Here is a 25,609-nt window from a genome sequence, read left to right as displayed (position 1 = left end):
GGTGAGACCTGGGCGGGCACCGGGGGAGGAGGGGCCGGGGGGCTGGACGACTGGGGGGCCGCCTCCGGCGTGGACTTCGCCGCGCCCGCTGCCCGAGGCAGCCGGGCGGCGGGCGGCGGTGTGTGGGGTGGGGCACCGGAAGGGCCGCCGCACAGCTCCGGAGGCTGGTCGGGCGGTGTGTCCGGGAGCGGGTCGAGGGGCCGCTCGGATCACGGGCCGGGCGGACGTCTGCCGGGCCGTCCGGATGCCCCGGAGCGCTCGGACGCCCCGGGCAGCTCGGGCGCCGGTGCGGTCGGCGGGCTGATCCGGGGACTGATGAGCAGTGCCAAGGGCATGGGCGGCAAGGGGCGAGCGAAGGCGGACCTCGTCACCGACATCACCGCCTCCCTCGTCGTCTTCCTCGTCGCTCTGCCGCTGTGCATCGGGGTCGCCGTCGCCTCCGGCGTGCCCGCCGAACTGGGGATCATCTCCGGGGTGATCGGCGGCCTGGTCGTGGGCGCGGTCAAGGGCAGCACGCTCCAGGTCAGCGGCCCGGCCGCGGGGCTCGCCGCGCTGGTCGCGGAGACCGTCGCCGAGGTCGGCGTGGCCATGCTCGGCGTGATCGTGCTGTTCGCCGGCATCCTCCAGATCGTCCTGGGGCTGGTGCGCCTCGGCCGGATGTTCCAGGCCATCTCCGTCGCCGTCGTCCAGGGCATGCTCGCCGGCATCGGCGTACCGCTGATGTTCAGCCAGGCGTACCCGATGGCCGACGCCAAGGCCCCCGGCACACCGATCGAGAACATGGCCGGGATCCCCGGGCTGCTGGCCGGCGTCCTGACGAGTCCTCAGGCGATGATCGCCACCCTGCTCGGTGTCGCCACGATCGTGCTCAGCTTCGTGTGGAAGAAGGTGCCGGGGCCGGCCGGGAAGATACCCGCCGCCCTGGTCGCGGTGGGCATCGGCATGGTCGTCGCCGCGCTGCCCGGCGTCGACGTGAAGACGCTCCAGGTCGGCAACCTCCTCGACTCGGTGCAGGTGCCGGGCGCCGAGCAGTTCGCGGGGCTCGCCGACGGCACGATCATCACCGCCATCCTCACCTTCACGGTGATCGCGTCCGCGGAGAGCCTGTTCACCGCCGCCGCCGTGGACCGGATGCACAGCGGTCCGCGCACCCGTTACAACACCGAGCTGATCGCGCAGGGCGCCGGCAACACCGTCGCGGGAATCCTGGGCGCGCTCCCCGTCACGGCGGTGGTGGCACGCAGTTCGGCCAACGTCCAGGCCGGAGCCAAGACCCGGCTCTCCCGCACCCTGCACGGCCTGTGGCTGCTCGCGTTCGCCCTGCTGCTGCCGCAGGTGCTCGCGCTGATCCCGATCTCCGTGCTGGCCGGCGTCCTCGTGCACAGCGGCTGGAAGCTGTTCGGGCCCGCCGAGTTCCCGAAGATGTGGCGGCAGGACCGGGGCGAGTTCGCCGTGATGACGCTGACCACGCTGGTCATCGTCGCGACGGCGCTGCTGGAAGGTGTGCTGTTCGGTCTCGCCGCGGGGATCGTGCTGGCCGCGCTGCGCATGTCGCAGACCGTGGTCCGCCAGCACGTCGAGCAGGACACGGCGAAGGTCGTCATGGCGGGCAACGCCACGTTCCTGCGGTTGCCGAAGGTGATCGACGCGCTGGAGGCGGCCGCCGCGTCCGGGAAGCCCCGGATCCGTCTCGACTTGACCGGTGTTACCCACCTGGACCACGCCTGCCGCAACCAGGTCGAGGAGTTCACCGCCCAGCAGCGGGGGCTCGGCCTGCGGGTGGAGCTGCTGATGCCGGGGGAGCCGAAGCGGGCCGGTTCCGAGACGCCCGTCTTCGACGCTCCGGCGACGGCGCCGCTGCCCAGGCGCCCGGTTCCCACCTCGCAGGAGGAGGCGGCCGGACCGTCGCCGTGGACCAGCGCGCAGGAGGGAGCGGCCGAACCGTCGCCCTGGCCCACCGCCGGCGCCGAGTGGTTCTACCTCGACACCCGGCCCCTGCCGGAGGAGCAGCCGCGCTCGCCCCTGGTGGGCTGACCCGGTCGCTGCGGGACATGCCGCGGTGGCGTGCACACCCGAGTGGGCGTGCACGCCACCGCGTCGGTGCGTGGGGCCGGTTCAGCCGCAGCTGCCCGAGATCCACCGGTGGGAGCGGACCTTGTACGTACCGGCCAGGTTGCCGCCGTGCTGCTGGCGGGTGCAGCCGACGCGGTCGGAGTAGTCGGCGCCCCGGTAGTACGCGACACCGCTGGAGCTGCTGGTGCCGGCGTTCCACACGGACTTCACATTGGTCGTGGCGGCCCAGGAGCAGCGGATGGAACCGCTCTGCCAGTCGGGGTCGGCCACGTCCCACGAGCACTTGCTGCCGGTGAAGTTGGCGCCGGTCCAGAAACAGACGTGGCCGGACGCGCAGTCCACCGCGGTCGGCGCGGCCGGGGCCGCCGACGCGGAGTTCGGCACGGCCAGGGCGGTGACGGCCGCGGCGCTGACGGCGAGAACCGCGAGCAGCGGGTTCCTACGGGTGTGCCGGAGTGCGGAAAGGCGCATGAGCCTGGTCTCCTCGGAGTCGGGGGTCGGTCGGTGCTGCGGACGGCCCGACGCTGGCAAGGCGGGACCGGGCCGGGCAAGGACGGCGGGGCCGGTTGGGATGCCGGGACGGCGTCCCACCGCCTGCCTGGCGCGTTCCGGAACCGTTGGGACGGCCATGGGACGCCTTTGGTGGCACAGTGTCGGCACGAGACGCCCGACCAGCGTCCGTCGGGGATTCCGAGGGGGGAGAGGCATTGTCCGCATGCCCTGAAACGGAGCGGTTCGCCGCGCTGCTGCGTTCGCTCAAGAGCCGGTCCGGGCTGAGTTACGAGGCCCTCGCGAGGAAGTCGGGACTGTCCGGTTCGTCGTTGCACCGGTACTGCCGGGGCACTTCGGTGCCGCAGGACTACGGAAGCGTCCACCGGCTGGCCACGGTGTGCGGCGCGACCCCGGACGAACTGCGCACCCTGCACCGCCTGTGGGCCCTCGCGGACGCGGCGCGAGCCGCCGCGGACGCCCCGGCCTCGGCCCCGGGCCAGCCCGATGCCCCGGCCCCGGACCAGCCCGACGCCCCCACCCTGGACCAGCCCGACGCCCCGGCCCCGGACCGACCCGACGCCTCGAACCCTGCTCTCCACCGGGCCGACGCCCCGCCCCCGCCCCCCGGCCGGACCGGTCAGCCGGACCCCGAGCCCGGCCCGGGACCCGCCGGACGGTCACGTCGACGTCGGCTGCGCACCTCCGTCGTCACCGCCGTGATCGTCGCCGCCGTCAGCGTCTCCGCCTGGGTCCTGACGAACGGCCGGTCCTCCTCCGGCGGCGGACGCGACACCGGTGAGGACCGGCCGTTGTTCTCGGCCGGCTGCCCGCCGGTGATCGCGATGGGCGAGCACGACGAGTGCGTGCGGGAGGTACAGCGTCTGCTGCACGCCAAGGGCGCGGACATCGGTGTGGACGGGGACTTCGGGCCGCAGACCCTGCGCCGGGTCACGGCGTTCCAGGTGCTCGCCGGACTGCAGCCCAACGGAGTCGTCGCGAAACCCACCAAGAAGGCGCTCTACACCTCTGACGTGCGGATGAGCGTGTGGCCTCCGGAAAAGGTGCGCGAACGGGTCCGTGAAGTGTTCCCCGAGGTGCCCGACAAGGCCGTGGCCATCGCCGACTGCCAGTCCTTCCTCGACCCGCTGCACATCCTGCCCAACACCAACGGCACCCGGAACTGGGGCCTGTTCCAGATCTCCGACGCCCGCCTGCGCGAGCTGGGCGGCACGCCGCGCGAGGCCCTGGACCCGGAGTGGAACATCCAGGCGGCCCGCAAGCTGTGGAGCCGGGACCACGACTTCGGCGACTGGCCCCACTGCGAACGCGCCGCCGATGCCCCCCGCTCCCCGGCTCCCCGGCATTCGTCCACGACGGCGGGGCCACCGCGCTGAACCGGCTCAGGCCGTCGAACCGCCGTCCACCACCAGGTCGGTGCCCACGACCGAGGCCGCGTCGTCCGAGGCCAGATACAGCACGGCGGCCGCGATCTCCTCGACCGTCGAGACACGGCCGACCGGTACCGCGCTCCGCATGCGCTCCGCGCGGCCGGCCTCCGTCTCGCCCGGCTTGAAGGACATGGTGGTGGCGCTTGCTCCGGGTGAGACGGCGTTGATGCGGACGCCGTCGGCGATGTGGTCCAGGGCGGCGCCGCGCGTGAGGACGGACACGGCCGCCTTGGTGGCGCCGTAGGCGGTCATGCCGGGGATGCGGCCGTGCACGCCGATGCGCGAGGCGATGTTGACGATGGCGCCGCCACCGGGCTGGGTGCGCATGTGGCGTACCTCGGCCTGGAGGGCGAGCAGCACGCCGGTGACGTTGATGTCGAGCATGCGGCGCCAGGCGTCCTCGGGGACGTCCGCGGCGGGCTGCCCGCCGGCCTCCAGGACTCCCGCGTTGTTCACCGCGACATCGAGCGAGCCGAAGTGCTCCACGGCGGCGTCGACCAGATCCCGCAGGTCGGCGGCCCGGGTGACGTCGGCGGTGACGGCCAGGGCCTTGCCGCCCGCCTCCTCGACCAGCGTCACGGTCTCCTCCAGCGGCTCCCGGCGCCGTCCCGCGACGACGACGTGCGCGCCCTCCGCCGCGAACGCCAGGGCGGTGGCCCGTCCGATGCCGGAGCCCGCGCCGGTGACGAGGGCGGTCCTGCCGATGAAACGGTTCCGCATGATCTCTCCTGCCAAGTTTCTTGACTGATCGGTTCAGTATTCGGGCATGAAAAAGGGCACCCTCTCGGAGTGCCCGTTCTCAGTCGAGCAGCGCCAGGGCCTGCTCCGCGGCGTCCCGCACCCGGCCCGGGTCCGCCGACGCCTTGCCGACGACCCGCAGCCCCTGCATCAGGACCAGCAGCATGCGGGCGAGGGTGCGCGGATCGCGGTCCTCTCCCAGTTCGCCCTGGGCCTGTGCGCGGACCAGGGTCGACAGCAGCAGGGTCTCCAGTTGGTCCCAGCTGTGCTCCACGCGGCGGCACGCGGCGCTGTCGTGCGGGGCCAGTTCGGCGGCCGTGTTGACGACGAAGCAGCCGGTCAGCCGGCGGTCGTCGGCCGTGGACTCTGCGGCGAAGCGGCGCACCACCGCCCGTACGGCGGGCAGGGCCGGCCCCGGCTGGGACAGCTCGCCCAGCAGGTGCGGGTCACAGGACTGCTGGTAGCGGTCCAGCGCCTTCAGGTACAGCTCGTGCTTGCTGCCGAAGGTCGCGTAGATGCTGGCGCGCCCCACGCCGAGGTGCGCGACGAGGTCGGACATCGACGTCGCCTCGTAGCCGCGCCGCCAGAACAGCTCGAGAGCTGCCTGGAGCGCGGCGTCCGGATCGAACTCCTTGGTCCTGGCCACGTTCCGCAGCCTAGGCCTGTTGAGAATGATCGGTCAAGAAAGGTTCTACGAGGTCCGCACCTTGTACGCCGTCACCCGGACCGTGTCGTCGTCCAGGCACTGGCCGGACGTCAGGTCGAAGCGCTGCTTCAGGAGGGGCGAGGCGACGAAGGGGCGGCCCTGGTGGGTGCCGGTGAGGCCCCGGGAGAGGACGGCCGCGCCGGTGAAGGGGTCGCGGTTGTCGATGGCGAACAGGTCACCGGAGCGGTCGCGGAAGACCGCGGCCTGCCGGCCGTCCGGCAGCAGTGCGGCCACCCCGCGGCCCGGGAGCAGTGCCCGCAGGTCGCAGACCGTGAACCAGTCGTCGTCCAGGGCGATCTCGATCGTGAGGTCGGTGGTCTCGGGTGCCAGGGTCATCGCTGGGCGCTTCCTTCCAGTACGTCGGCGGCGGGGCGCATGCCGATGGACAGCAGCGGCAGGTCGGGCTTCATCTGGTCGCGCTCGGGCACGAAGGCGACGACGGGGTCCGGGGTGTCCGGCGCGTTCACGAAGGACACGAACCGGGCGAGCTTCTCGGGGTCGTTGATGGTCTCGGCCCACTCGTCGCGGTAGTGCGCGACATGCGCCCGCATCAGCTGCTCCAGCTCGTCGCAGATGCCGAGCGAGTCGTGGACGACGACGTCCCGCACGTGGTCGAGGCCGCCGGGGATCCGCTCCAGCCAGGTCGACGTGCGCTCCAGACGGTCGGCCGTACGGATGTAGAACATCAGGAACCGGTCGATCAGCCGGACCAGTTCGGCGTCCGACAGGTCCTGCGCGAGCAGGTCGGCGTGGCGGGGCGTGGCGCCGCCGTTGCCGCCGACGTACAGGTTCCAGCCGTTGGCGGTGGCGATCACGCCGAAGTCCTTGGACTGGGCCTCCGCGCACTCGCGCTGGCAGCCCGAGACAGCCGACTTGAGCTTGTGCGGCGACCGCAGCCCCCGGTAGCGCAGCTCCAGGTCGATCGCCATCTTCACGGAGTCCTGCACGCCGTAGCGGCACCAGGTCTGGCCGACGCACGACTTCACCGTGCGCAGCGACTTGCCGTAGGCGTGGCCGGACTCGAAGCCGGCGTCCACCAGCCGGGCCCAGATCAGGGGCAGTTGCTCGACGCGGGCGCCGAACATGTCGATCCGCTGGCCACCGGTGATCTTCGTGTAGAGGTTGAAGTCGCGGGCGATCTCGCCGATCACGATCAGCTTCTCCGGGGCGATCTCGCCGCCCGGGATCCGCGGCACGACCGAGTACGAGCCGTTCTTCTGCAGGTTGGCCAGGAAGTGGTCGTTGGTGTCCTGCAGGGCCGCCTGCTCGCCGTCCAGGACGTAGCCGCTCGCGCCGATCGTCGGGGCGAGGGAGGCGATGATCGAACCGACGGCCGGCTTGCACACCTCGCAGCCGTCACCGCCCCGGGCCTCCTCGCGGCCGTGGCGGTCCAGCAGGTCCTGGTAGCTGTTGATGCGCAGGGCGAGGACGATCTCGTAGAGCTCCTCGCGGGTCTGCGCGAAGCAGCCGCACAGGCCCTTGTCGACCTCGACGCCGCTCGCCTCCAGCTCGGCGTTGACGAGCTGGCCGAGGACCTTCACGCAGGAGCCGCAGCCCGTGCCGGCCTTGGTGCACTTCTTCACCTCGGGCACGGTCGTGCACTGGTGGTCGGTGACCGCGCCGCGGATCGTGCCCTTGGAGACGTTGTGGCAGGAGCAGACGATCGCGTCGTCCGGCAGCGCCGACGGGCCGAGCTGGACGGACTCACCGGCACCGGCCGGCAGCACCAGCGACTCGGGCGAGACCGGCGGGACCGAGCCGGTGAAGGCCTTCAGCGTGCCGTACGCCTCCGCGTCGCCGACCAGGATGCCGCCGAGCAGCGTGCCGTCACGGCCGATGACCAGCTTCTTGTACAGGCCGGCGCGGGAGTCGGAGTAGACGACGTCCAGGCAGTCCTCGGCGGTGCCGTGCGCGTCGCCGAAGGACGCCACGTCCACGCCGAGCAGCTTCAGCTTGGTGGACAGGTCGGCGCCGGTGAAGGACGCCTCGTCCGAGGCGATCGTGGCCGCCGCCGTCTCGGCCTGCTCGTAACCGGGGGCCACCAGGCCGTACACCCGGCCGTCGGAGGCCAGCGCGCACTCGCCGATGGCGAAGACGTGCGGGTCGGCGACCGTACGGCACTGCTCGTCGACCGTGATGCCGCCGCGCTCGCCGACCGTCAGTCCGCAGTCGCGGGCCAGCTGGTCGCGGGGGCGCACACCGGCGGAGAACACCACCATGTCGGTGGCCAGTTCCGAGCCGTCGGAGAGCTTCATGCCGGTGACGGCGCCCTCGGCGTCGACCAGGATCTCCTGCGTGCCCACGCCCGTGTGGACGGTCAGGCCCATCTCCTCGATGGTGCGCAGCAGCGCGGCGCCGCCGCCGTCGTCCACCTGGACGGGCATCAGCCGGGGCGCGAACTCCACGATGTGGGAGGTGAGTCCGAGGCCCTTGAGCGCACCGGCCGCTTCCAGCCCGAGCAGGCCGCCGCCGACCACCGCGCCGACCGTCGCCTTCGACTTGGCGTACTCCTCGATCGCGAGCAGGTCCTCGATCGTGCGGTAGACGAAACAGCCCTCTGCGTCCTTGTTCGGGACCGGCGGGACGAAGGGGAAGGAGCCGGTGGCGAGGACGAGGGTGTCGTAGTCGAAGACCTGGCCCGAACGGGCGGTGACCTTCTTCGCCTCACGGTCGACGGTCTCGGCCGGGTCGCCGACGTACAGCTCGATGCCGTGCGTGGTGATGAACTCCATGTCGGTCATGGAGAGGTCCTCGGGCGTCTTCCCCGAGAAGTACGAGGTGAGGGCGACGCGGTCGTAGGCCGGACGCGGCTCCTCGCAGAGTACGACCACGCGGTGCGTGGCGGTCAGGCCGCGCTCGGCAAGCGCTTCGAGGAAGCGCTGGCCGACCATGCCGTGGCCGACGAGCACGATCGTGGGGGTCGTCCCCGGGGTGGCCGTCATCAGGAGCCTCCATCGTTGGTGAGCAGGTGGAGCAGGGGGCCGCCGTCGGAGGGGAGCGGCTCTGCTCCCTCCCAGGCGCGGGCGAGCGCGCCGACGGTGCCGAGTTCGCCGACGAGGACCCCGCCGACCAGGCGGTCGTCGCGGACGACGACCTTGCGGTAGGTGCCGCGGGTGGCGTCGGCGAGCTGGACGACGTCGTCGCCCGGGAGCGCCTCGGTCTCGCCGAACGCGGCGAGGTCGAAGGGGCTGTCGTGCCCCGTGAGGGTGAGCCGGGTCAGCGAACGGGTGCCGGTGTACCGGGCGCTCGCGTCACCGGCCAGCAACTCCGCGAGGGCGTCAGCCTGTTCGAGCGCGGGAGTGGCGAGTCCGTAGAGCACGTCGGCGTGCTGGGCGCAGTCGCCGATGGCGTGGATGTACGGGTCGGAGGTGCGCAGCTCGTCGTCGACGACGACGCCCTTGCGGACGTCGAGCCCGGCGGTCAGCGCGAGACCGACCCGGGGACGCACACCGCAGGCGACGACCACCAGGTCCGCGTCGAGCGCGTACCCGTCGGCCATCTCCACCGAGCGGACCGCGCCGCCGACGCAGCGCACGTCCCGCACGCGGCACTCGGTGTGCACCTCGACGCCCAGGTCGGTCAGGTGCCGCTTGACGAGCTTCGAGGCGGCCGGGTCGAGCTGGCGCTCCATCAGCCGCTCGGACTGCTGGGCGAGGACGACCTGGGCGCCGCGCAGGGCGAGGGCCCGGGCCGCCGACACGCCGAGGAGACCGCCGCCGACGACGACGGCCCGCGCGCCCGGCCGGACCGCTTTCGACAGCCCCAGGCAGTCGTCCATGGTCCGGAAGGCGTGCACGCCCTCGGGCAGTTCGTGGTTCTCGGTGAACAGCCCGCGCAGCGGCGGCAGTACGGGGTTGGAGCCGGTCGCGAGAACGAGCCGGTCGTATGCGATCACCGACCCGTCCGCGCAGGCGACGGTCCGCTGAGCGCGGTCGACGCCGACGACCCGGCCGCGCACGATCCGGGCCGGCGCCGGCAGGGCGATCACCTCGGGGCTGTACCGTCCGGCCAGCACCTCGGCGAGCAGGACCCGGTTGTAGGGCCGGTGCTCCTCCTCGCCGATCAGCAGCGCGGGCGTGCCGAGCTCACCGAGCCGCCGGGCGAGCCGTACGCCCGCGAGGCCGGTGCCGATCACCACCACACGCTCATTCGAGGTCATGCACTCGAGCCTGCGGTGCCGGTGTTACCCGGTGGCATCACGTCTGTTTCCCGCGGGGAACGCTGCCCTCAGCGGGGGGTGCCGTGGGGTGTGAGGGTTCCTGAACTGCGACGACGGCCGACTGTGAGGGCCGTGGCACCGGCGTCGCACGGTCCTCGCATAGGCTCGCGATCGTGCCCGACATATCGCTGACCATGATCGTCCTGCTCTGCGTCGCGGCCCTCGCCGCCGGGTGGATCGACGCCGTGGTCGGCGGGGGCGGCCTCCTGCTGCTGCCGGTGCTGCTGCTCGGACTGCCCGCGCACACGCCCGCCGCGCACGCGCTGGGCACGAACAAGGCCGTCGCCATCGTCGGCACCACGGGCGCGGCGGTGACGTACGCCCGTAAGGCCCCCGTGGACGTCCGTACCGCCGTCCGCATCGGGCTGGCCGCCCTCGCCGGATCCTCCGCCGGGGCCTTCTTCGCGGCCGGGATGAGCACCGACGTCCTCAAGCCGGTGATCATGGTGGTGCTGCTCGGGGTCGCCGCCTTCGTGATCCTGCGGCCCGCCTTCGGCACGGCCCCCGCGACCGGTCCGGCCGGCCGCCGCCGCATCCTCGCCGCGATCGGCCTCGCGGGCCTCGGCATCGGCTTCTACGACGGTCTGATCGGCCCCGGCACCGGCACGTTCCTGGTCCTCGCGCTCACCGCGATCCTCCACCTCGACCTCGTCACGGCCTCCGCCACCGCGAAGATCGTCAACTGCTGTACCAACGCGGGCGCCCTCGCGACCTTCGCCTGGCAGGGCGCCGTCCTGTGGCAACTGGCCGCCCTGATGGCCCTCTTCAACCTCGCGGGCGGCACCCTCGGCGCCCACACCGCCCTGAAGCAGGGCAGCGGCTTCGTCCGCATCGTGCTGCTGACAGTCGTCTTCGCCCTGGTGGGGAACCTGGCGTACGAGCAGTGGGTCGCCTAGCGCGCTCGCAGGTCCAGCAGCTCGACGATCCCCGTCCCGTCCTCCTCCCCGTGCCCCTGCGCGAGCCTGCGCTCCATGAGTTCCATGTACGGCGTCAGCAGCTCCGGACCGACCCGCTGTTCCCCGGCCGTGCGCAGCAGGGTGGCGTTGCCCGCCACCTGCATCGCGAGGTTGGAGACGACGCCCCCGGTGTAGTCGCCGCTCTGGAGCCGCTCGGCGCTCTGGTGCGCGGCCGGGGCCATCGCGGTCAGCCAGTCCACGAGCAGCGGTGCGAAGTCCTTCGGCGCGATGTCCTCCGGGCGGATCAGCGCGAAGGCGTGGGCGATGCCCGCGAACATGCCGCTCATCGCGCTCAGCAGCGCCACGTCGTACAGCGCCGCGAAGCCCGGGTCGGCCCCGACGTACCGGGTGCCGGCCGGGACCGTGAGGGTGTCGCGGTGCTCCTCGAACAGCTCCGGTGAGCCGCTGTAGAGGACGTATCCGCCGAAGCCCGGGGCGCCGATCATCGGCGGGACGGCCATGATCCCGGCGTCCAGGAACCGGGCGCCGCGTGCCTCGGCCCAGGCGGCGCGCGTCCGGCCGTCGCCGGGGGTGCCGGTCGTCAGGTTCACCAGGTCCCGCCCGGTGAGGTCGGTGCCGTCGAGAGCCTCGCCCACGGAGGCGTCGTCCAGCAGACAGACGACCACCAGGCGGTTCGCCGCCACGGCCTCGGCGGCGCTCCGGGCGACGGTGGCGCCCTCGGCGGCGAGGGCTTCCGCGCGGGCGGCGGTGCGGTTCCAGACGGTCACCTCGTGTCCGGCGGCCAGCCAGGCCCGGGCGAGGGCGGTGCCCATGGCCCCGGTGCCGAGAAGAGTGAGAGGAGTACGGGGATCAACTGCGGTGTCGGTCATGGCGTTTAGGCTCGTCGCAGGGAACGTGCCTGCTCAAGTACGTACTTCGAAGTGGGTGGTTACCGCGGGGGAAGAGTCCAGGCAGCGAAGGGGGAGGAGACCGGGCATGGGGACGACGGGACGGCGGCCGGGTGCGTACGTCTGCGGGATCGACGCGGCGATGGACGTGATCGGCGGCAAGTGGAAGGTGCTGATCCTCTGGGCGCTGAATGAGCGGCCGTGCCGCTTCGGGGAGCTGCGCCGCGAGCTGCCGGGCGTCACCGAGAAGGTGCTCGCCTCGCACCTGCGGGAGATGGAGGCCGACGGGCTGGTGCACCGCGAGGCGTACGACGAGGTGCCGCCGCGGGTGGAGTACTCGCTGACGGCCCGGGGCGTCTCCCTGAACGAGGCGCTGGCACCGCTGGGCGCCTGGGGCAGGACCAACGTTCTGGGAGGGTCACCGGCTCCCGGTCAGGTGCGCGAAGACGACGACGTTCCCCTGGTACCCGGTGCCGCGTGACCAGCCGCCGCCGCAGGTGATGACCCGCAATTCGGGGCGGCGGGCGGCGCCGTAGACCTTCTCGTCGGGAAAGTTCTTCGCGGCGTACACCTCGACGGCGTCCACGCTGAACACCGCGACGCCGCCGTCCCGCCGGTCCACCTCGATCGTGCTGCCCTTGGCCAGGGCGCCGAGGTCGTAGAAGACGGCGGGGCCGTCGGCGTTGTCGACATGTCCGGCGACGATCGCGGTGCCCCGCTCACCGGGGGTGGTGCCGGACTCGTACCAGCCGGCGAGGTTCTCGTCCGCCGCGGGCGGCACGTCGAGGCTGCCCGTCTTCGTCAGGCCGAGTCCCGTCAGCGGCGCGTCGACCCCGATCGCGGGGACGCGGATGCGGTCGGGCGGCGAGGGCGGCAGCGCGGGCACGGCCGGCCGCTCACCGGCCCGGTCGGCCGGCCCGGCCCGGGCCTGCGCGGCGGACGGCTGCGGCGGCGCCTGTGCCCCGGCGGCGTCGCGCAGCAGCCACACCCCCGAGCACAGGGCGAACACCGTGACGGCCGCCATGGCCGCGTTCGCGGGAGTGCGGAGGCCGCTGCCGAACCCGGGGAACGCGCGCACACCCACCCCTTTCCGAGCTCCACCCCGTACCCCCCTCCGGGCCGCGAGGGGCGTCGGACCCGGAGGGGGAGGGGACATGCGGTACCGGCGACGAACAGCGGAGGGTGTCCGTCAGATCCCGTCGCCTCTCGCCCGGCGATGCAGGAGCCAGGTACCGCCCGCGGCGGCGACGGCGAGAGCCGCCACACCGGCCGCGGTCTGCACGGGATCGGGGCCCAGGGCGCCGCCGACCCCCGTCTTGACACTCCCCCGGGGATGCACCTGCCCGCGCACCGGCGTCAGCGTGACCACCACGTCCCCGGTGATCCGCCGGCCGCTGCCGCCGCAGGTCGCGGTGATCTCGTACGTGCCCGGCTGCGCACTCGGCGGCACCCTGAACCGCCCGGTCGCGGCCTGCCCGTGCGCGTCCGGCACCAGGCCGAGGGAACCCGCCCCGACGGCGCCTGCGTCGCCCGTCGCCGAGCCGCCGCCCCCGCAGGCCGCCGTGCGCACCGTGACCTGACCCCCGGGCACGACCGACGCCGGGGACACCTCCAGGCCGCCGGCGGACGCGCCGTGGGCGGGGGCGGAGGCGAGGGCCGCGGCGGCGACGGCGAACGCGGTGGCGGTCAGCGGCCGGGCGGTACGTCGCATCGGTGCTCCCTCGAGCGGTTCGGTCGTGCGCCTGCCCTTCGAGGTAACGGGCAGTGGGACGACCGCGCTTGCTGAGGGAGCGTCAGAATTGGGGTGAATGGGTGTCAGGGGGCGGTGAACCGGTGGCTTCTCGCGGCCGTTTCGCCAGGTCACGGGCGTTCGGCGGACGGGGTGCGGAAATGCCCGGTGCGCGCGTGTGAACGGGTGACCCGGATGTACGCGACGGCGCTTGACCTCAAGAATGGTTGAGGTACGAGGCTGGGTCGCATGAATCCCACCACCACTGCCCCAGCCGCTGCCGCGACCGACCCGCTCCGTTTGACCCTGGTCGTGGGCAGCAACCGCCACGGCCGCTTCGGACCCGTCGTCGCCGACTGGCTCCTCGCCCGCATCCGGGGCCGGGAGGACCTGGTCGCCGAGGTCGTGGACGTCGCCGAGGCCGCGCTGCCCATGTCACTCGAACCGACCCCGGAGGCGACCGCCGCGCTGTCCGGCGTCACCCCGCGGCTGACCCGCGCGGACGCCTTCGTGGTCCTCACCCCCGAGTACAACCACTCCTTCCCGGCGGGCCTGAAGAACCTCGTCGACTGGCACTTCACGGAATGGCAGGCCAAGCCCGTCGGCCTCGTCTCCTACGGTGGCATGTCCGGCGGGCTGCGCGCCGTGGAGCACCTGCGCCAGGTCTTCGCGGAGCTGCACGCCGTGACGGTCCGCGACACCGTCTCCTTCCACAACGCCGGCGCCGCCTTCGACGACCGTGGCGTTCTGCGCGACCCGTCCGGCCCGGACGCGGCGGCGAAGACCATGCTGGACCAACTGGTGTGGTGGGGCCGGGCGTTGCGGGAGGCCCGGGGGAGGTGGCCGTACGGGGGCTGAGCCCGCTTCAGTACGGGGGCCGCCCCGCTTCAGCGCCCCTCGCACACCTCGCCTCTCACACCCGCGCCCGCCAGTCCCCGCCCGTGATCGCCCGTCCCCGGGTGCGCAACCGCGTCGCGACGGCGGGCGCGGCCACGTACACCCAGGCCCGGACGGCAGCCCCGTCCGCATCCCGCAGAACCTTCCGCTCGACGCGCTCGTACAGACTGCGCGGATCCCCCGGCACGTACTCCTCCAGCCGGTCAAGCTCCGCGAGCAGCCCCGCGTACGCCTCGGGCAGTGCGGTGACCAGCTCCCCGCTCACCGTGCCGCCGCCCGGCTCCTCGACCGCGTACGGGTAGCCCGGCCCCTCGTAGAGCACCGTGTCCGCGAGTCGGCCCGGCTCCTCGGAGCGGGTGCGGCCGCGCAGGAAGAGGCCGTGGTTGACCTCCCCCGGACGGAGGGTGCCGTAGACGAAGAAAGGCAGGGTCACAGGAACGATTCTGCACCCTCACACACCTCCACAGCGGGGCTATGGACATGCCAGGTCCGTGACGCCTTAACTCGCGGTCAACATCAACGCCGCCCCCGGTCGACCCCACGCGACCGGGTGCGCCCGTATGAGGAGACCGATGAGTCGGATACGTCATGTCCGCGGTTCCCGTCTCACCCTCGCCGGTGTGGCCGTCACCGGCACCACCGCCCTGCTGGCCGCCGTCCTCTCCCCGGTCGCCGGCGCGGCCGACCGGCCGACCAGGCCGGGTGCGATCGAGGACGCGGAGGCGGTGCTCGCGGACCGGGCCGGAGCCCTGGGCCTCACCCCGGACCAGGAGACGAAGGTCCGGGACGTCGTCGTCGACCAGGACGGCACCCGGCACGTGCGCTACGACCGCACCTACCACCGGCTCCCGGTACTCGGCGGCGACTTCGTGCTCCACCTGAACCCGGACGGCACCTACCGCGGCGCGACCCGCGCGACGAAGTCCGCGCTCTCCCTGGCGAGCGTCACCCCGAAGGTGTCGGCCCCCAGGGCCGCCGACCTCGCGGCGAACCTGCTGCGCGCCGCCCACCTCGGCGAGACCCTGAAGAAGCTCAACGCCAAGCCCCGGCTGGTCGTCGACGCCCTGCACGGCGCTCCGAGGCTGGCCTGGCAGACGGACGCGGTGGCGCACGACGACATCGGCAACCCGGTCGGGCGCACGGTGCTGACCGACGCGACGACCGGCGACCGGATCGACGCCTGGGACTCGATGGAGTCGGCGTCGGGCGACGGCAGGTCCCTCTACGGCGGCACGGTCCCGCTGGAGACGACCGCCTCCGGCTCGTCGTACCAGCTGAAGGACGCCACGCGCGGCGGCACCTACACCGGCGACGCCGCGAACAAGACGGACCAGTGCCTGCTGACCGTCTGTCTGACCCGCGCCCCCGCGACGCTCTTCACGGACGCCGACAACCAGTGGGGGACGGGCGCGACCTCCGACCGCTCCACGGTCGCGGTGGACGCGCAGTACGGCACGGACGTCACCTGGGACTACTACAAGAAGGTCCACGGCCGCGACGGCATCGCCGGCGACGGCAAGGGCTCCTTCAACCGCGTCCACTACGGCAAGGACTACAACAACGCCTTCTGGGACGACAACTGCTTCTGCATGACGTACGGCGACGGCGACGGCAAGCTCATGGGCCCGCTGGTGTCACTGGACGTCGCCGGGCACGAGATGTCCCACGGCGTGACCTCGAAGACGGCGGCGCTGAGGTACTCGGGCGAGTCCGGCGGCCTGAACGAGGCCACGTCGGACATCTTCGGCACGCTGGTGGAGTTCCACGCGGCCAACGCCGAGGACCGGGGCGACTGGCTCATCGGTGAGAAGGTCGTGCGCTCCGGACTCGGCCGTGAGGCCCTGCGCTTCATGGACAAGCCGTCCAAGGACGGCAAGTCGGCCGACTGCTGGGACGCGAAGCTCGGCGACCTCGACGTGCACTACTCCTCGGGCGTCGGCAACCACTTCGCCTACCTGCTCGCGGAGGGCAGCGGCGCCAAGACCCTGGGCGGCGTCTCCTACAACTCCCCGACCTGCGACGGCTCCACGGTGAACGGCATCGGCCGGGCCGCCCTGGGCAAGATCTGGTACCGCGCCCTGACGGTCTACATGACGTCCTCGACGGACTACGCGGCCGCCCGCACGGCGACCCTGAGCGCGGCCAAGGACCTCTACGGCGCCGACAGCACCCAGCAGAAGGCGGTGGCGGCGGCCTGGAAGGCCGTCGCCGTGAAGTGATCCCTACCGCTCGACGGTCTCCAGCCGCACCGCGCACGTCTTGAACTCCGGCATCCGGGAGGTCGGGTCGAGCGCGGGGTTGGTGAGGGTGTTGGCGCGTCCCTCGCCCGCCCAGTGGAAGGGCATGAAGACGGTGTCGGGCCGGATGGCGTGCGTGATCCGCGCGGGCGCCACGGCCCGGCCCCGGCGGGACACGACCGCCACGGGGTCGCCCTCGGAGGCTCCGAGCCGGGCCGCCAGCCGCGGGTGCAGCTCCACGAACGGCCCGGGCGCGGCGGCGTTCAGCTCCGCCACCCGCCGGGTCTGCGCCCCGGACTGGTACTGCGCCACGACCCGTCCGGTGGTCAGCAGCACGGGGTACTCCTCGTCGGGCTCCTCCGCGGTCGCCCGGTGCGAGACCGGGACGAACCGGGCCCGGCCGTCCGGCGTGGCGAACCGGTCGAGGAAGAGGCGCGGCGTGCCGGGGTGTGCGGCAGGCGCCTCCCCGCCGCCAAGGGCGTCCTCGTCGGCGCCGGCGGGCTCCGCGGGGCAGGGCCAGAACACCCCGTTCTCCTCGGCCAGCCTCCGGTAGGTGATCCCCGAGTAGTCCGCCGCTCCGCCCGCCGACGCCCGGCGCAGCTCCTCGAAGACCTCCTCCGGGTCGGTCGGGAAACCCTTCTCCGCGCCCAGGCGGGCGGCCAGTTCGTGCAGCACCTCCAGGTCGCTGCGGATGCCCTCGGGCGGGGTGATCGCCCGGCGCCGCAGCAGCACCCTGCCCTCCAGGTTCGTCGTCGTGCCCGTCTCCTCGGCCCACTGGGTGACCGGCAGGACCACATCCGCGAGCTCCGCCGTCTCCGACAGCACCACGTCGCAGACCGCCAGGAAGTCCAGCGACCTGATGCGCTCCTCGATGTGCGCAGCACGCGGCGCCGACACCACCGGGTTGGACGCCATCAGCAGCAGCGACCTGATGTCGGTGCCCAGCGCGTCCAGCAGCTCGTACGCGCTGCGCCCCGGCCCGGGCAGGCTATCCGGGTCGACGCCCCACACCTCGGCGACATGCGCCCGGGCCGCCGGGTCGTCGAGCTTGCGGTAACCCGGCAACTGGTCGGCCTTCTGGCCGTGTTCACGCCCGCCCTGCCCGTTGCCCTGGCCGGTCAGGCAGCCGTACCCGGAGCGCGGGCGGCCCGCCCGGCCGGTCGCCAGGCACAGGTTGATCCACGCGCCCACCGTGTCGGTGCCCTTGGACTGCTGCTCGGGTCCCCGGGCGGTGAGCACCATCGCCGACTCCGGTTCGCAGAACAGCCGCACGACCTCGCGGAGCCGGGGAACGGACACCCCCGTGATCCGCTCCACGTACTCCGGCCAGTGCGCCATCGCGGCGGCCCGGGCGTCCTCCCAGCCGGACGTGCGGTCCCTGACGTACTCCTCGTCGACCCGGCCCTCGGCGATCACCAGGTGCAGCAGGCCCAGGGCGAGAGCGAGGTCCGTGCCCGGCCGGGGCGCCAGGTGCAGGTCCGCCTGCTCGGCGGTCTTCGTGCGGCGCGGGTCGATGACGATCAGCGTGCCGCCGTTCTCCTTCAGCTCGGTGAAGAACCGCAGCGACGGCGGCATGGTCTCCGCGAGGTTCGACCCGACGAGGATCACGCAGCCGGACTTCGGGATGTCCTCCAGCGGGAACGGCAGCCCGCGGTCGAGCCCGAACGCCTTGATGCCGGCGGCCGCCGCCGACGACATGCAAAAACGCCCGTTGTAGTCGATCTGGGAGGTGCCGAGCACGACCCGCGCGAACTTGCCGAGCGTGTACGCCTTCTCGTTCGTCAGCCCGCCCCCGCCGAACACCCCGACCGCGTCCGGACCGTGCTCCGCACGCGTGCGGCCCAGTCCGGCGGCGATTTTCTCCAGCGCCTCGTCCCAGGAGGCGGGCACCAGCGTGCCGCCCTCGTCGCGCACCAGCGGGGAGGTCAGACGCACGTTCCGGGCGAGCACCGACGCGGCCGTGCGCCCCTTGCCGCACAGCGCGCCCCGGTTCACCGGGAAGTCCGCGCGCTCGCCGACCTCGACGGTCCCGTCCGGGGCGGGCGTGAGGTTCATCCCGCACTGCAGGGCGCAGTACGGGCAGTGCGTGGGCGTGGCGGTGTTCTGCATACCGTTCAGCGTGCGTCGGCCGTGTTACACCCGGGACGGTTCCCTGTTACGCGGCCGGGACGGCAACCTCCCCGCCGGAGCCCCGCGGGCGTGAGGCAGGAGCCCGTGGCCCGGCCGGGCACAGGCCGGCCCTCCTTCAGGTCGTCGCCGACCGGCACCGACGTTGCCCTTGGGACAAGAAACGCCACATGTGGCTCATTGCGTTCCTTTCTTGGCCGATCCGACCTCGTTGAGTGTTGAAGCAGCCGCACTACGCTCTCGCTACGCGCAGCGCTCGCACGACTCCGCACGGCGTTCGACACCCGGGCATGCCCGCCGCTCACGGCTGCATCCACCCGCGGCCGGCCCGCGGGTGGCAATCCGACCTCGAAACAGCCAGGAGGCCACCCGATCATGCCTCTGCGCCACTTGACCCCCCGCGACCAGCACCTCTTCCGGCAGTACGGCCGAGGCCCCACCGTCCCCGTCCCCGACCCGCTCCTGCACCACGCCGTCGCCCGGCACGCCGCGGCCACCCCGCACGCCATCGCCGCCGAACACCAGGGCGCCCGCATCACCTACGGCGAACTCGACCGGTACGCCGGTGCCCTCGCCGCCCGCCTGGTCCGTGAGGGCGTCCGCCCCGGCGACCACGTGGGCCTGTTCGTCCGCCGCTCCCTGCCGATGCTGGTCGGGCTGCTCGGCATCCTGAAGGCCGGCGCCGCCTACGTCCCCCAGGACATCGGCCTCGCACCCCCGGCCCAGCTCACCCACGTCATCCGCACCGCCCGGACCAGGATCGTCCTCACGGTCGCCGAACACGCCGACCGCGTGCCCCTGCCCGACGGCCATCTGCTGCTCCCGCTCGACGAGCCCCTGCCGTACGCCCCCGCCCCACGCGTCGCTGTCACCGGCGACGACGGCGCCTACGTCCTGTTCACCTCCGGCACCACCGGCCGACCCAACGGTGTGAAGGTCACCCACCGCAACGTCTCCAGCCTGCTGCTCACCGCCCCGGGAGACCTCGGTGTCCGGCCCGGCGACCGGGTCGCCCAACTCCTCAACATCGCCTTCGACATGGCCGCCTGGGAGATCCTCGGCTGCCTCACCCACGGCGGCACCCTCGTCATCCGCGGCACGGACATCGCCGCCGCGGCCCGCACGGCGGACGTGCTCGTCGCGACGCCCACCGTGCTGTCCGGCCTCGACCCGTCCGCCTGCCCACGGGTGCGCACGGTCGCCGTCGCCGGGGAGCCCTGCCCGCGCCCGCTGGCCGACCGCTGGGCCCGGCGGGCCGCCTTCTTCAACGGCTGCGGTCCCACGGAGACGACGATCGTCAACACGATGAGCCGCCACGACCCGTCGGCCCCGCTGCTCACCATCGGCCGCCCCACCCCCAACAACACCGTCTACGTCCTCGACGCCGACCGCCGCCCCGTGCCGATCGGCGAGCCCGGCGAGATGTGGGCCGGCGGCGACTGCGTGTCCGCCGGCTACCTCGGCGACGACGCCCTCAACGCCGAGCGCTACGCCCCCGACCCCTTCCTCGGCGGCGCCCGGCGCATGTTCCGCACCCGCGACCTCGGCCGATGGACCCCCGACGGTGCACTGGAGCACCTCGGCCGGACCGACGACCAGGTCAAGGTGCGCGGCTTCCGCGTCGAACTGGACTCCGTCTCCTCGGTCCTGGAGTCCGCCGCCGGCTGCACCCGGGCCGTCACCCTGAAACGCGACGCCCGCACCCTGGTCTCCTTCGTCTGCCCCGCCGACGTCGACCCGGAAGCGGCGCGCCGGGCGGTCGCGGACGCCCTGCCGTACTACTGCGTGCCGGAGCGGATCCTGCCGCTGGCCCTCCTCCCCGAGACCGACCGCGGCAAGGTCGACAAACAGGCGCTGCTGCACATGATCGAGGAGCGCGTGGCGGTGGCGCGATGACCACGTCCCCGCCCCGCGGCCGGCAGGCCACCGGCGGGCTCCCGCCGCTCCTGCCCGGCCCCCGCCGACTGCTCAAGCACCCCCGCCTGATGCACTACAACCGGCTCGCGGCCCTGGTGCTCCTCGCCAACGTGGCGTTCGTGTGGGCCGTTCGGCCTCTGTCCGCCCCCACCCTCGGGCACGCGGCCCTCGCCAACCTCGCCCTCGCCGTCCTCGTACGCCAGCAGTACGTCATCAACCTCTTCTTCCGGCTGGCCACTTCGGCGCCGACCAGCTGGCCGCTGCGGGTCCGCTGGACGCTCGGCAAGGTGTACCACTTCGGCGGACTGCACGTCGGCGGGGCGCTGGCGGGCACGGCCTGGTTCCTGGCCGCGACGATCACGGCACCCGACGGCCCCGCCAGGACCGTCGGGTGGGCCCTGATCGCCGTTCTCGCGCTCGTCGCCGCCACCGCCCTGCCGCCCTTCCGCTCCCGCCGGCACGACCACTTCGAGAAGATCCACCGCTTCGGCGGCTGGGCGTCCCTGGCCCTGTTCTGGACGCACACGCTGCTGTCCTCACCCGGCCCGTGGCAGGTCGGCGTGCTCGCGGTGGTCACCTTCAGCGTCGCCCTGCCCTGGCTGCGGCTGCGCAAGGTGGACGTCCGCCTCGAACGCCCCTCCTCGCACGTCGTGCTGGCCCGCTTCGACCATGGCGAGACCCCCTTCGCGGGCTCCTCCACCGCGATCAGCCGCAGCCCCCTGATGGAGTGGCACTCCTTCGCCAACGTCCCCGCCCCCGGTGAGTCCGGCTTCCGGCTCACGATCTCCCGGGCCGGTGACTGGACCGGCTCCTTCATCGACGACCTGCCCCGGCAGGTGTGGGTCAAGGGCATCACCACGGCCGGCGTCGCCAACATCGAGGTCCTGTTCACCAAGGTCGTCTACGTCGCCACCGGCAGCGGCATCGGCCCCTGCCTGCCCCATCTGCTCGCCGCCCAGGTGCCCTCCCGGCTGGTCTGGGCGACCCGCGACCCGCGCGCGACCTACGGCGACGCCCTGGTCGACGAGATCCTCGCCGTCCAGCCGGAGGCCCGGATCTGGGACACCTCCCGGCACGGCAAGCCCGACATGGTGCGCCTCGCCCACGAGGCCTACCGGGACTTCGGGGCCGAGGCGGTCATCTGCATCTCCAACAAGAAGCTGACCTGGCAGGTCGTCCACGGCCTGGAACGGCGGGGCATCCCGGCGTACGGCGCGATCTGGGATTCGTAGAAGGGAATGCCGATGAACAACCTGAAGCTGGAGCGGGACGGCCGGGTCGTGACCGTACGTCTGCACCGCCCCCACGTACGCAACGCGCTCAGCTCGGCGCTGCTGGCCGAACTCCTGGACACGCTCCGCCCGTTGGAAGCGGACCCCGAGGTCGGTTGCTTCGTCGTCACCGGCTCGGACACGGTCTTCGCGGCGGGCGCCGACATCAAGGAGATGGCGGGCAGGTCGGCCGTCGACATGATGGCCGAGGACTACTTCGCCGCCTGGGAGGAGTTCGCGGACCTCCGCACCCCGAAGATCGCCGCAGTCAACGGACATGCTCTGGGCGGTGGTTGCGAGCTCGCGATGATGTGCGACCTGGTCGTCGCGGGGGAGTCGGCGGTCTTCGGCCAGCCCGAGATCAAGCTCGGCGTGATCCCCGGCATCGGCGGCACCCAGCGGCTGACCCGGCTCGTCGGCCGGGCGAAGGCGATGGACCTCGTCCTGACCGGCCGCACCATGGACGCACAGGAGGCTGGACGCTGCGGTCTCGTCTCCCGTGTGGTCCCGGACGACCGTGTCCTGCCCGAGGCCCTCGAAGCGGCGGCGGCGATCGCCTCCTACGGCGACGCCGCGGTCAGGGCGGCCCGCGAGTGCGTCGACCGGGCCCTGGAGACCGGTCTGCGCGACGGGATCCGCTTCGAACGCCGCGTCTTCCACGCCCTGTTCGCCACCGACGACCAGAAGGAGGGCATGACCGCGTTCCTGGAGAAGCGCCCGCCGCGCTTCCACGGACACTGACACGGCCCCCCGGCACCCACCGCGCGGCCGGGGGCGCCCGCCCCCGGCCGCGTCACCCGCGAGGACCTCCGGCCGTCGCCAGCGCCCGCTCCACACCCGGCTCCCGCGGCCCGAGGAACCGCGGATCCGGCCGGAACACCGCGTCCAGCGCGGCCTTGCCGGCGGCGAGGATCTCCCGGGTGCCCCCGTAGTACCAGGTGGCGTCGTGCACGGCGTCGACGCCGACCCCGTACGAGGAGACCCCCGCCGCCTCGCACAGCGCCACCGCCCGCCGGATGTGGAAGCCCTGACTGATCAGCACGGCATGGTCCACCCCGAAGATCTTCTTCGCGCGCACACAGGAGTCCCAGGTGTCGAACCCCGCGTAGTCGCTGACGATCCGCCCGTCGGGCACCCCGTGCCGCGTCAGATACGCGCGCATCGCGTCCGGCTCGTCGTAGTCCTCCCGGCTGTTGTCCCCGGTGACGAGCACCACCTTCACCCGCCCCTGCCGGTACAGCTTCGCCGCGGCGTCGAGCCGGTGCGCCAGATACGGCGAGGGCTCGCCCTCCCACAGCCCGGCACCGAACACCACGGCCACATCGGTACGCGGCACATCCGCCACCGTCCGCAGCCGGTCACCCGCCACGGCGTACATCCACGTCGCCGGAAGCAGCGCCAGCACACAAGCGGCCATCACGGCCTGCACCAGCCGCCGCTGCCCCCGCCGGGTACGCGGCAGCCGCGGTCTTCGGAACGTCACACGACGCATCGGACGGTCCCTCCCCAGGTCGGCCCCTCGACAGTCAGGGACGTCCTCCCGGGCCGCCCGGTTCATCCCCAGCCGCGTGACCAGCTTCACTCGGTTCGTGGAAACCGCAGGTCAAGGCGCCTCACACAGTCGCGACCCCCGTCGTGAACCGCTGGAAAACACTCGTGACGCCCAGGCAACGGGCAGGCAACGCACCGCCGCCACCATCGGAGCATGCCCAGTCAGCTCAGCCTCGTCCCGCCGCCCGCCACGCGCCGCCCGGCCCCGCCCGCCCTCGTGGTCGTGGCCCACGGCAGCCGCGACCCCCGCGCGCTGAGCACCGTCAGGGCGCTCCTCGACCGGGTCCGGGCCCTGCGCCCCGACGTGCCCGTGCACCTGGGCCACATCGAACTCAACGCCCCCCTGCTCCCCGACACGCTCGCGGCCCTGGGTGACACGGAGGCGGTCCTCGTCCCCCTCCTCCTCAGCCGCGGCTACCACGTCAAGCAGGACATCCCCGAGATGGCGGCGGCCTCCCGCGCCCGCACCCACCTGGCCGCCCCCCTGGGCCCCCACCCCCTCCTGGTCGACGCCCTCCAGGCCCGCCTCACGGAAGCCGGCTGGGGCGGGACACCCCACCGCACCAGTGCCGTCGTCCTCGCCGCCGCGGGCTCCCGCGACCCGGACGCCAAGACGGACACGGGCCGCACCGCCCACCTCCTGGCCACCCGCCTCGGCGTCCCGGTCATCCCGGCCTACGCCTCGGCCGCGACCCCCACGGTCCAGACCGCGGTCCGCACCCTCCTGGCCAGGGGCCGCCGCCACATCGCCCTCGCGTCCTACTTCACGGCCCCGGGCCGCTTCGCCACGGAGTGCGCCCAGGCGGCCCCGTGGATAGCGGCGGCCCCCCTGGGCACACACCCGTCGATGGCCGCCCTCGTCCTCCACCGCTACGAGGAGACTTTGGCGAAGGCGGCCTTCAGGCACCTGGCCTCGGCCTGACACCGGGGGGTGGTGACACGCCCTGAAAGGGGCGCGGGGAACTGCGCGACAAGCCACAAACCACCCGCAGCCGCCCGAGAACAGAACCCGGCAGACGCCAGGCGCTTACTGTCGAGCCATGGACGGCACCGCACAGAACCCCCCGGCCTACGACCCGACGTCAGTCGACCGCTGGGCCCCCGAACCAGACAAACGCCCCGGCCGCACAGCCTTCCAACGCGACCGCGCCCGGGTCCTGCACAGCGCCGCCCTGAGAAGACTGGCCGGCAAAACCCAAGTGGTAACGCCCGGCACCCTGGGCCCCGCCTGGGACGCCAGCCCCCGCACCCGCCTCACCCACTCCCTGGAATGCGCCCAGGTCGGCCGCGAGCTGGGCGCGGCCCTCGGCTGCGACCCCGACCTCGTGGAAGCCGCCTGCCTCTCCCACGACCTGGGCCACCCGCCCTTCGGCCACAACGGCGAACAGGCCCTCAACGAGTTCGCGTCCGACTGCGGCGGCTTCGAGGGCAACGCCCAGTCCCTGCGGCTCCTCACCCGGATCGAGCCCAAACGGTTCACCCAGGAGCGCTCCGTCGGCCTCAACCTGACCCGCGCCGCCCTCGACGCCGCCACCAAGTACCCCTGGCCACGCGGCGCCCACCCGACCGACCCGGCCTCGAACAAGTTCGGTGTCTACGAGGACGACCGCCCCGTCTTCGACTGGCTCCGCAAGGACGCCCCCGGCGTCCGCACCTGCTTCGAGGCGCAGGTCATGGACTGGTCCGACGACGTGGCCTACTCGGTGCACGACGTGGAGGACGGCCTGCACGCCGGTCACATCGACCCGAACTGCCTGCACGCCGACCCCGAACGCCGGGACGTCTTCCAGGTCGCCCTGGGCCGGTACGTCCCCGCCGGCACCGACACGGCCGAACTCGCCGAGGCCCTGGACCGGCTCCTCGCCCAGGAGTGGTGGCCGCACGGCTACGACGGCACCGCCGTCGCACAGGCCCGCCTGAAGGACGCCACCAGCCAGCTCATCGGCCGCTTCTGCCTGGCCGCCGAGACCGCGACCCGTACGGCGTACGGGGCCGGGCGGCTCACCCGGTACGCCGCCGAACTCGTCGTCCCGCGCGAGACCCGGATGGAGTGCGCCGTCCTCAAGGCCGTCGCCGACCTCTACGTCATGCAGCGCGCCGAGCAGGAGCGGCTGCGCGCCGACCAGCGGATCGTCGTCGCCGAACTGGCCGAGGCGCTCACCGCCCGCGCGCCGGACGGGCTGGACCCGCAGTTCCGCGCCCTGTTCGACCGGGCGGCGGACGACCGGGCGCGCAAACGGGTGATCGTCGACCAGATCGCCTCCCTGACCGACACCTCCGCCCGTTCGCTTCACGCCCGTCTGACGGGGCAGGGATGAGACTGACGCGACGGGCGGGACGCGAGCTCCCCCGAATGTGACCCTCCGTGGCCTGATCGGGTCACTCCCTCTTCCCGCATCA

Annotated in this window: 23 protein-coding genes; 11 read left to right on the top strand and 12 right to left on the bottom strand. The window is 73.0% G+C overall.

Going from position 1 to position 25,609, the window contains the following annotated elements; translation table 11 throughout:
• The first annotated feature begins 315 nt into the window (after positions 1-315).
• Positions 316-2,034: a SulP family inorganic anion transporter gene (locus ADK65_RS23125; RefSeq protein ID WP_078956097.1), complete on the top strand. Its 1,719-nt coding sequence runs from the start codon at positions 316-318 to the stop codon at positions 2,032-2,034.
• A gap of 81 nt (positions 2,035-2,115) precedes the next feature.
• Here the strand turns inward: ADK65_RS23125 and ADK65_RS23120 are convergent, their stop codons facing one another.
• The gene (locus tag ADK65_RS23120) at positions 2,116-2,544 is read right to left on the bottom strand and encodes a peptidase inhibitor family I36 protein (protein WP_053672252.1); all 429 of its coding nucleotides are present in this window, start codon (positions 2,542-2,544) and stop codon (positions 2,116-2,118) included.
• A 236-nt stretch (positions 2,545-2,780) separates the two neighbouring features.
• Between ADK65_RS23120 and ADK65_RS39630 the strand changes: the two genes are divergently transcribed.
• A complete protein-coding gene (locus ADK65_RS39630; protein ID WP_053672251.1) occupies positions 2,781-3,959 on the top strand; it encodes a helix-turn-helix domain-containing protein in 1,179 nt (392 codons plus the stop codon).
• Positions 3,960-3,965: 6 nt separating this feature from the next.
• Here ADK65_RS39630 and ADK65_RS23110 read toward each other — a convergent pair whose 3' ends face one another.
• The 5 genes from ADK65_RS23110 to ADK65_RS23090 all read right to left on the bottom strand — a co-directional run bounded on the left by ADK65_RS23110 (position 3,966) and on the right by ADK65_RS23090 (position 9,616).
• Complete coding sequence (locus tag ADK65_RS23110) at positions 3,966-4,733, bottom strand: SDR family NAD(P)-dependent oxidoreductase (protein WP_053672250.1); 768 nt, start codon at positions 4,731-4,733, stop codon at positions 3,966-3,968.
• A gap of 79 nt (positions 4,734-4,812) precedes the next feature.
• Positions 4,813-5,397, bottom strand: coding sequence for a TetR/AcrR family transcriptional regulator (locus ADK65_RS23105; protein WP_053672249.1), 585 nt, complete (start codon positions 5,395-5,397; stop codon positions 4,813-4,815).
• Positions 5,398-5,442: 45 nt separating this feature from the next.
• The gene (gene nirD, locus ADK65_RS23100) at positions 5,443-5,793 is read right to left on the bottom strand and encodes a nitrite reductase small subunit NirD (protein ID WP_053672248.1); all 351 of its coding nucleotides are present in this window, start codon (positions 5,791-5,793) and stop codon (positions 5,443-5,445) included.
• Entirely contained in the window at positions 5,790-8,399 is a 2,610-nt protein-coding gene (gene nirB / locus ADK65_RS23095; protein WP_053672247.1) for a nitrite reductase large subunit NirB, read from the bottom strand. The genes nirD and nirB overlap by 4 nt, the downstream gene beginning before the upstream one ends.
• Positions 8,399-9,616, bottom strand: coding sequence for an NAD(P)/FAD-dependent oxidoreductase (locus tag ADK65_RS23090; RefSeq protein ID WP_053672246.1), 1,218 nt, complete (start codon positions 9,614-9,616; stop codon positions 8,399-8,401). Before ADK65_RS23090 ends, nirB begins: the two co-directional genes overlap by 1 nt.
• A gap of 173 nt (positions 9,617-9,789) precedes the next feature.
• Between ADK65_RS23090 and ADK65_RS23085 the strand changes: the two genes are divergently transcribed.
• Positions 9,790-10,572 carry a sulfite exporter TauE/SafE family protein gene (locus ADK65_RS23085; protein ID WP_053672245.1) on the top strand — a complete coding sequence of 261 codons (783 nt, stop codon included), beginning with the start codon at positions 9,790-9,792 and terminating at the stop codon, positions 10,570-10,572.
• Here the strand turns inward: ADK65_RS23085 and ADK65_RS23080 are convergent.
• Positions 10,569-11,462: an NAD(P)-dependent oxidoreductase gene (locus ADK65_RS23080; RefSeq protein WP_053672244.1), complete on the bottom strand. Its 894-nt coding sequence runs from the start codon at positions 11,460-11,462 to the stop codon at positions 10,569-10,571. The genes ADK65_RS23085 and ADK65_RS23080 overlap by 4 nt on opposite strands.
• A 106-nt stretch (positions 11,463-11,568) precedes the next feature.
• Between ADK65_RS23080 and ADK65_RS23075 the strand changes: the two genes are divergently transcribed.
• Entirely contained in the window at positions 11,569-11,961 is a 393-nt protein-coding gene (locus tag ADK65_RS23075) for a winged helix-turn-helix transcriptional regulator (RefSeq protein ID WP_053672243.1), read from the top strand.
• Here the strand turns inward: ADK65_RS23075 and ADK65_RS23070 are convergent.
• A complete protein-coding gene (locus ADK65_RS23070) occupies positions 11,899-12,504 on the bottom strand; it encodes a class F sortase (RefSeq protein ID WP_053672280.1) in 606 nt (201 codons plus the stop codon). The two genes, ADK65_RS23075 and ADK65_RS23070, sit on opposite strands and share 63 nt — an antisense overlap.
• Positions 12,505-12,669: 165 nt before the next feature.
• The gene (locus tag ADK65_RS23065) at positions 12,670-13,191 is read right to left on the bottom strand and encodes a hypothetical protein (protein ID WP_053672242.1); all 522 of its coding nucleotides are present in this window, start codon (positions 13,189-13,191) and stop codon (positions 12,670-12,672) included.
• A gap of 267 nt (positions 13,192-13,458) precedes the next feature.
• Between ADK65_RS23065 and ADK65_RS23060 the strand changes: the two genes are divergently transcribed.
• On the top strand, positions 13,459-14,067 hold the full coding sequence (locus ADK65_RS23060) for an NADPH-dependent FMN reductase (protein ID WP_053672241.1): 609 nt from the start codon (positions 13,459-13,461) through the stop codon (positions 14,065-14,067).
• A gap of 55 nt (positions 14,068-14,122) precedes the next feature.
• On the opposite strand, the gene ADK65_RS23055 is transcribed toward ADK65_RS23060, so the two are convergent.
• The gene (locus ADK65_RS23055) at positions 14,123-14,539 is read right to left on the bottom strand and encodes a gamma-glutamylcyclotransferase family protein (RefSeq protein ID WP_053672240.1); all 417 of its coding nucleotides are present in this window, start codon (positions 14,537-14,539) and stop codon (positions 14,123-14,125) included.
• A 139-nt stretch (positions 14,540-14,678) separates the two neighbouring features.
• Between ADK65_RS23055 and ADK65_RS23050 the strand changes: the two genes are divergently transcribed.
• Positions 14,679-16,325, top strand: coding sequence for a M4 family metallopeptidase (locus tag ADK65_RS23050; protein WP_053672239.1), 1,647 nt, complete (start codon positions 14,679-14,681; stop codon positions 16,323-16,325).
• Positions 16,326-16,328: 3 nt separating this feature from the next.
• Here ADK65_RS23050 and ADK65_RS23045 read toward each other — a convergent pair whose 3' ends face one another.
• Positions 16,329-18,452 carry a molybdopterin oxidoreductase family protein gene (locus tag ADK65_RS23045; protein ID WP_053672238.1) on the bottom strand — a complete coding sequence of 708 codons (2,124 nt, stop codon included), beginning with the start codon at positions 18,450-18,452 and terminating at the stop codon, positions 16,329-16,331.
• A 393-nt stretch (positions 18,453-18,845) separates the two neighbouring features.
• Between ADK65_RS23045 and ADK65_RS23040 the strand changes: the two genes are divergently transcribed.
• Genes ADK65_RS23040 through ADK65_RS23030 form a run of 3 tightly spaced genes read left to right on the top strand, consistent with a single transcriptional unit; the run spans position 18,846 to position 22,399 of the window.
• Positions 18,846-20,366 carry an amino acid adenylation domain-containing protein gene (locus tag ADK65_RS23040; protein WP_053672237.1) on the top strand — a complete coding sequence of 507 codons (1,521 nt, stop codon included), beginning with the start codon at positions 18,846-18,848 and terminating at the stop codon, positions 20,364-20,366.
• Positions 20,363-21,619, top strand: coding sequence for a hypothetical protein (locus ADK65_RS23035; protein ID WP_053672236.1), 1,257 nt, complete (start codon positions 20,363-20,365; stop codon positions 21,617-21,619). The genes ADK65_RS23040 and ADK65_RS23035 overlap by 4 nt, the downstream gene beginning before the upstream one ends.
• A gap of 12 nt (positions 21,620-21,631) precedes the next feature.
• Positions 21,632-22,399 (top strand): enoyl-CoA hydratase-related protein, encoded by a 768-nt coding sequence (locus tag ADK65_RS23030; protein WP_053672235.1) that lies wholly within the window; start codon positions 21,632-21,634, stop codon positions 22,397-22,399.
• A 52-nt stretch (positions 22,400-22,451) separates the two neighbouring features.
• Here ADK65_RS23030 and ADK65_RS23025 read toward each other — a convergent pair whose 3' ends face one another.
• Positions 22,452-23,150 (bottom strand): SanA/YdcF family protein, encoded by a 699-nt coding sequence (locus tag ADK65_RS23025; RefSeq protein WP_053672234.1) that lies wholly within the window; start codon positions 23,148-23,150, stop codon positions 22,452-22,454.
• 213 nt (positions 23,151-23,363) lie between these two features.
• Here ADK65_RS23025 and ADK65_RS23020 point away from each other — a divergent pair, with 213 nt between their 5' ends.
• Together ADK65_RS23020 and ADK65_RS23015 are read left to right on the top strand one after the other, a co-directional pair.
• Positions 23,364-24,131 carry a sirohydrochlorin chelatase gene (locus tag ADK65_RS23020; RefSeq protein ID WP_053672233.1) on the top strand — a complete coding sequence of 256 codons (768 nt, stop codon included), beginning with the start codon at positions 23,364-23,366 and terminating at the stop codon, positions 24,129-24,131.
• A gap of 118 nt (positions 24,132-24,249) precedes the next feature.
• Positions 24,250-25,527 carry a deoxyguanosinetriphosphate triphosphohydrolase gene (locus ADK65_RS23015; RefSeq protein WP_053672232.1) on the top strand — a complete coding sequence of 426 codons (1,278 nt, stop codon included), beginning with the start codon at positions 24,250-24,252 and terminating at the stop codon, positions 25,525-25,527.
• Positions 25,528-25,609: the final 82 nt, after the last annotated feature.

This window comes from Streptomyces sp. NRRL B-1140, assembly GCF_001280065.1.
In the GTDB taxonomy this organism is placed as follows: Bacteria; Actinomycetota; Actinomycetes; order Streptomycetales; family Streptomycetaceae; genus Streptomyces.
This window is presented reverse-complemented; position numbering and strand designations above follow the sequence as displayed.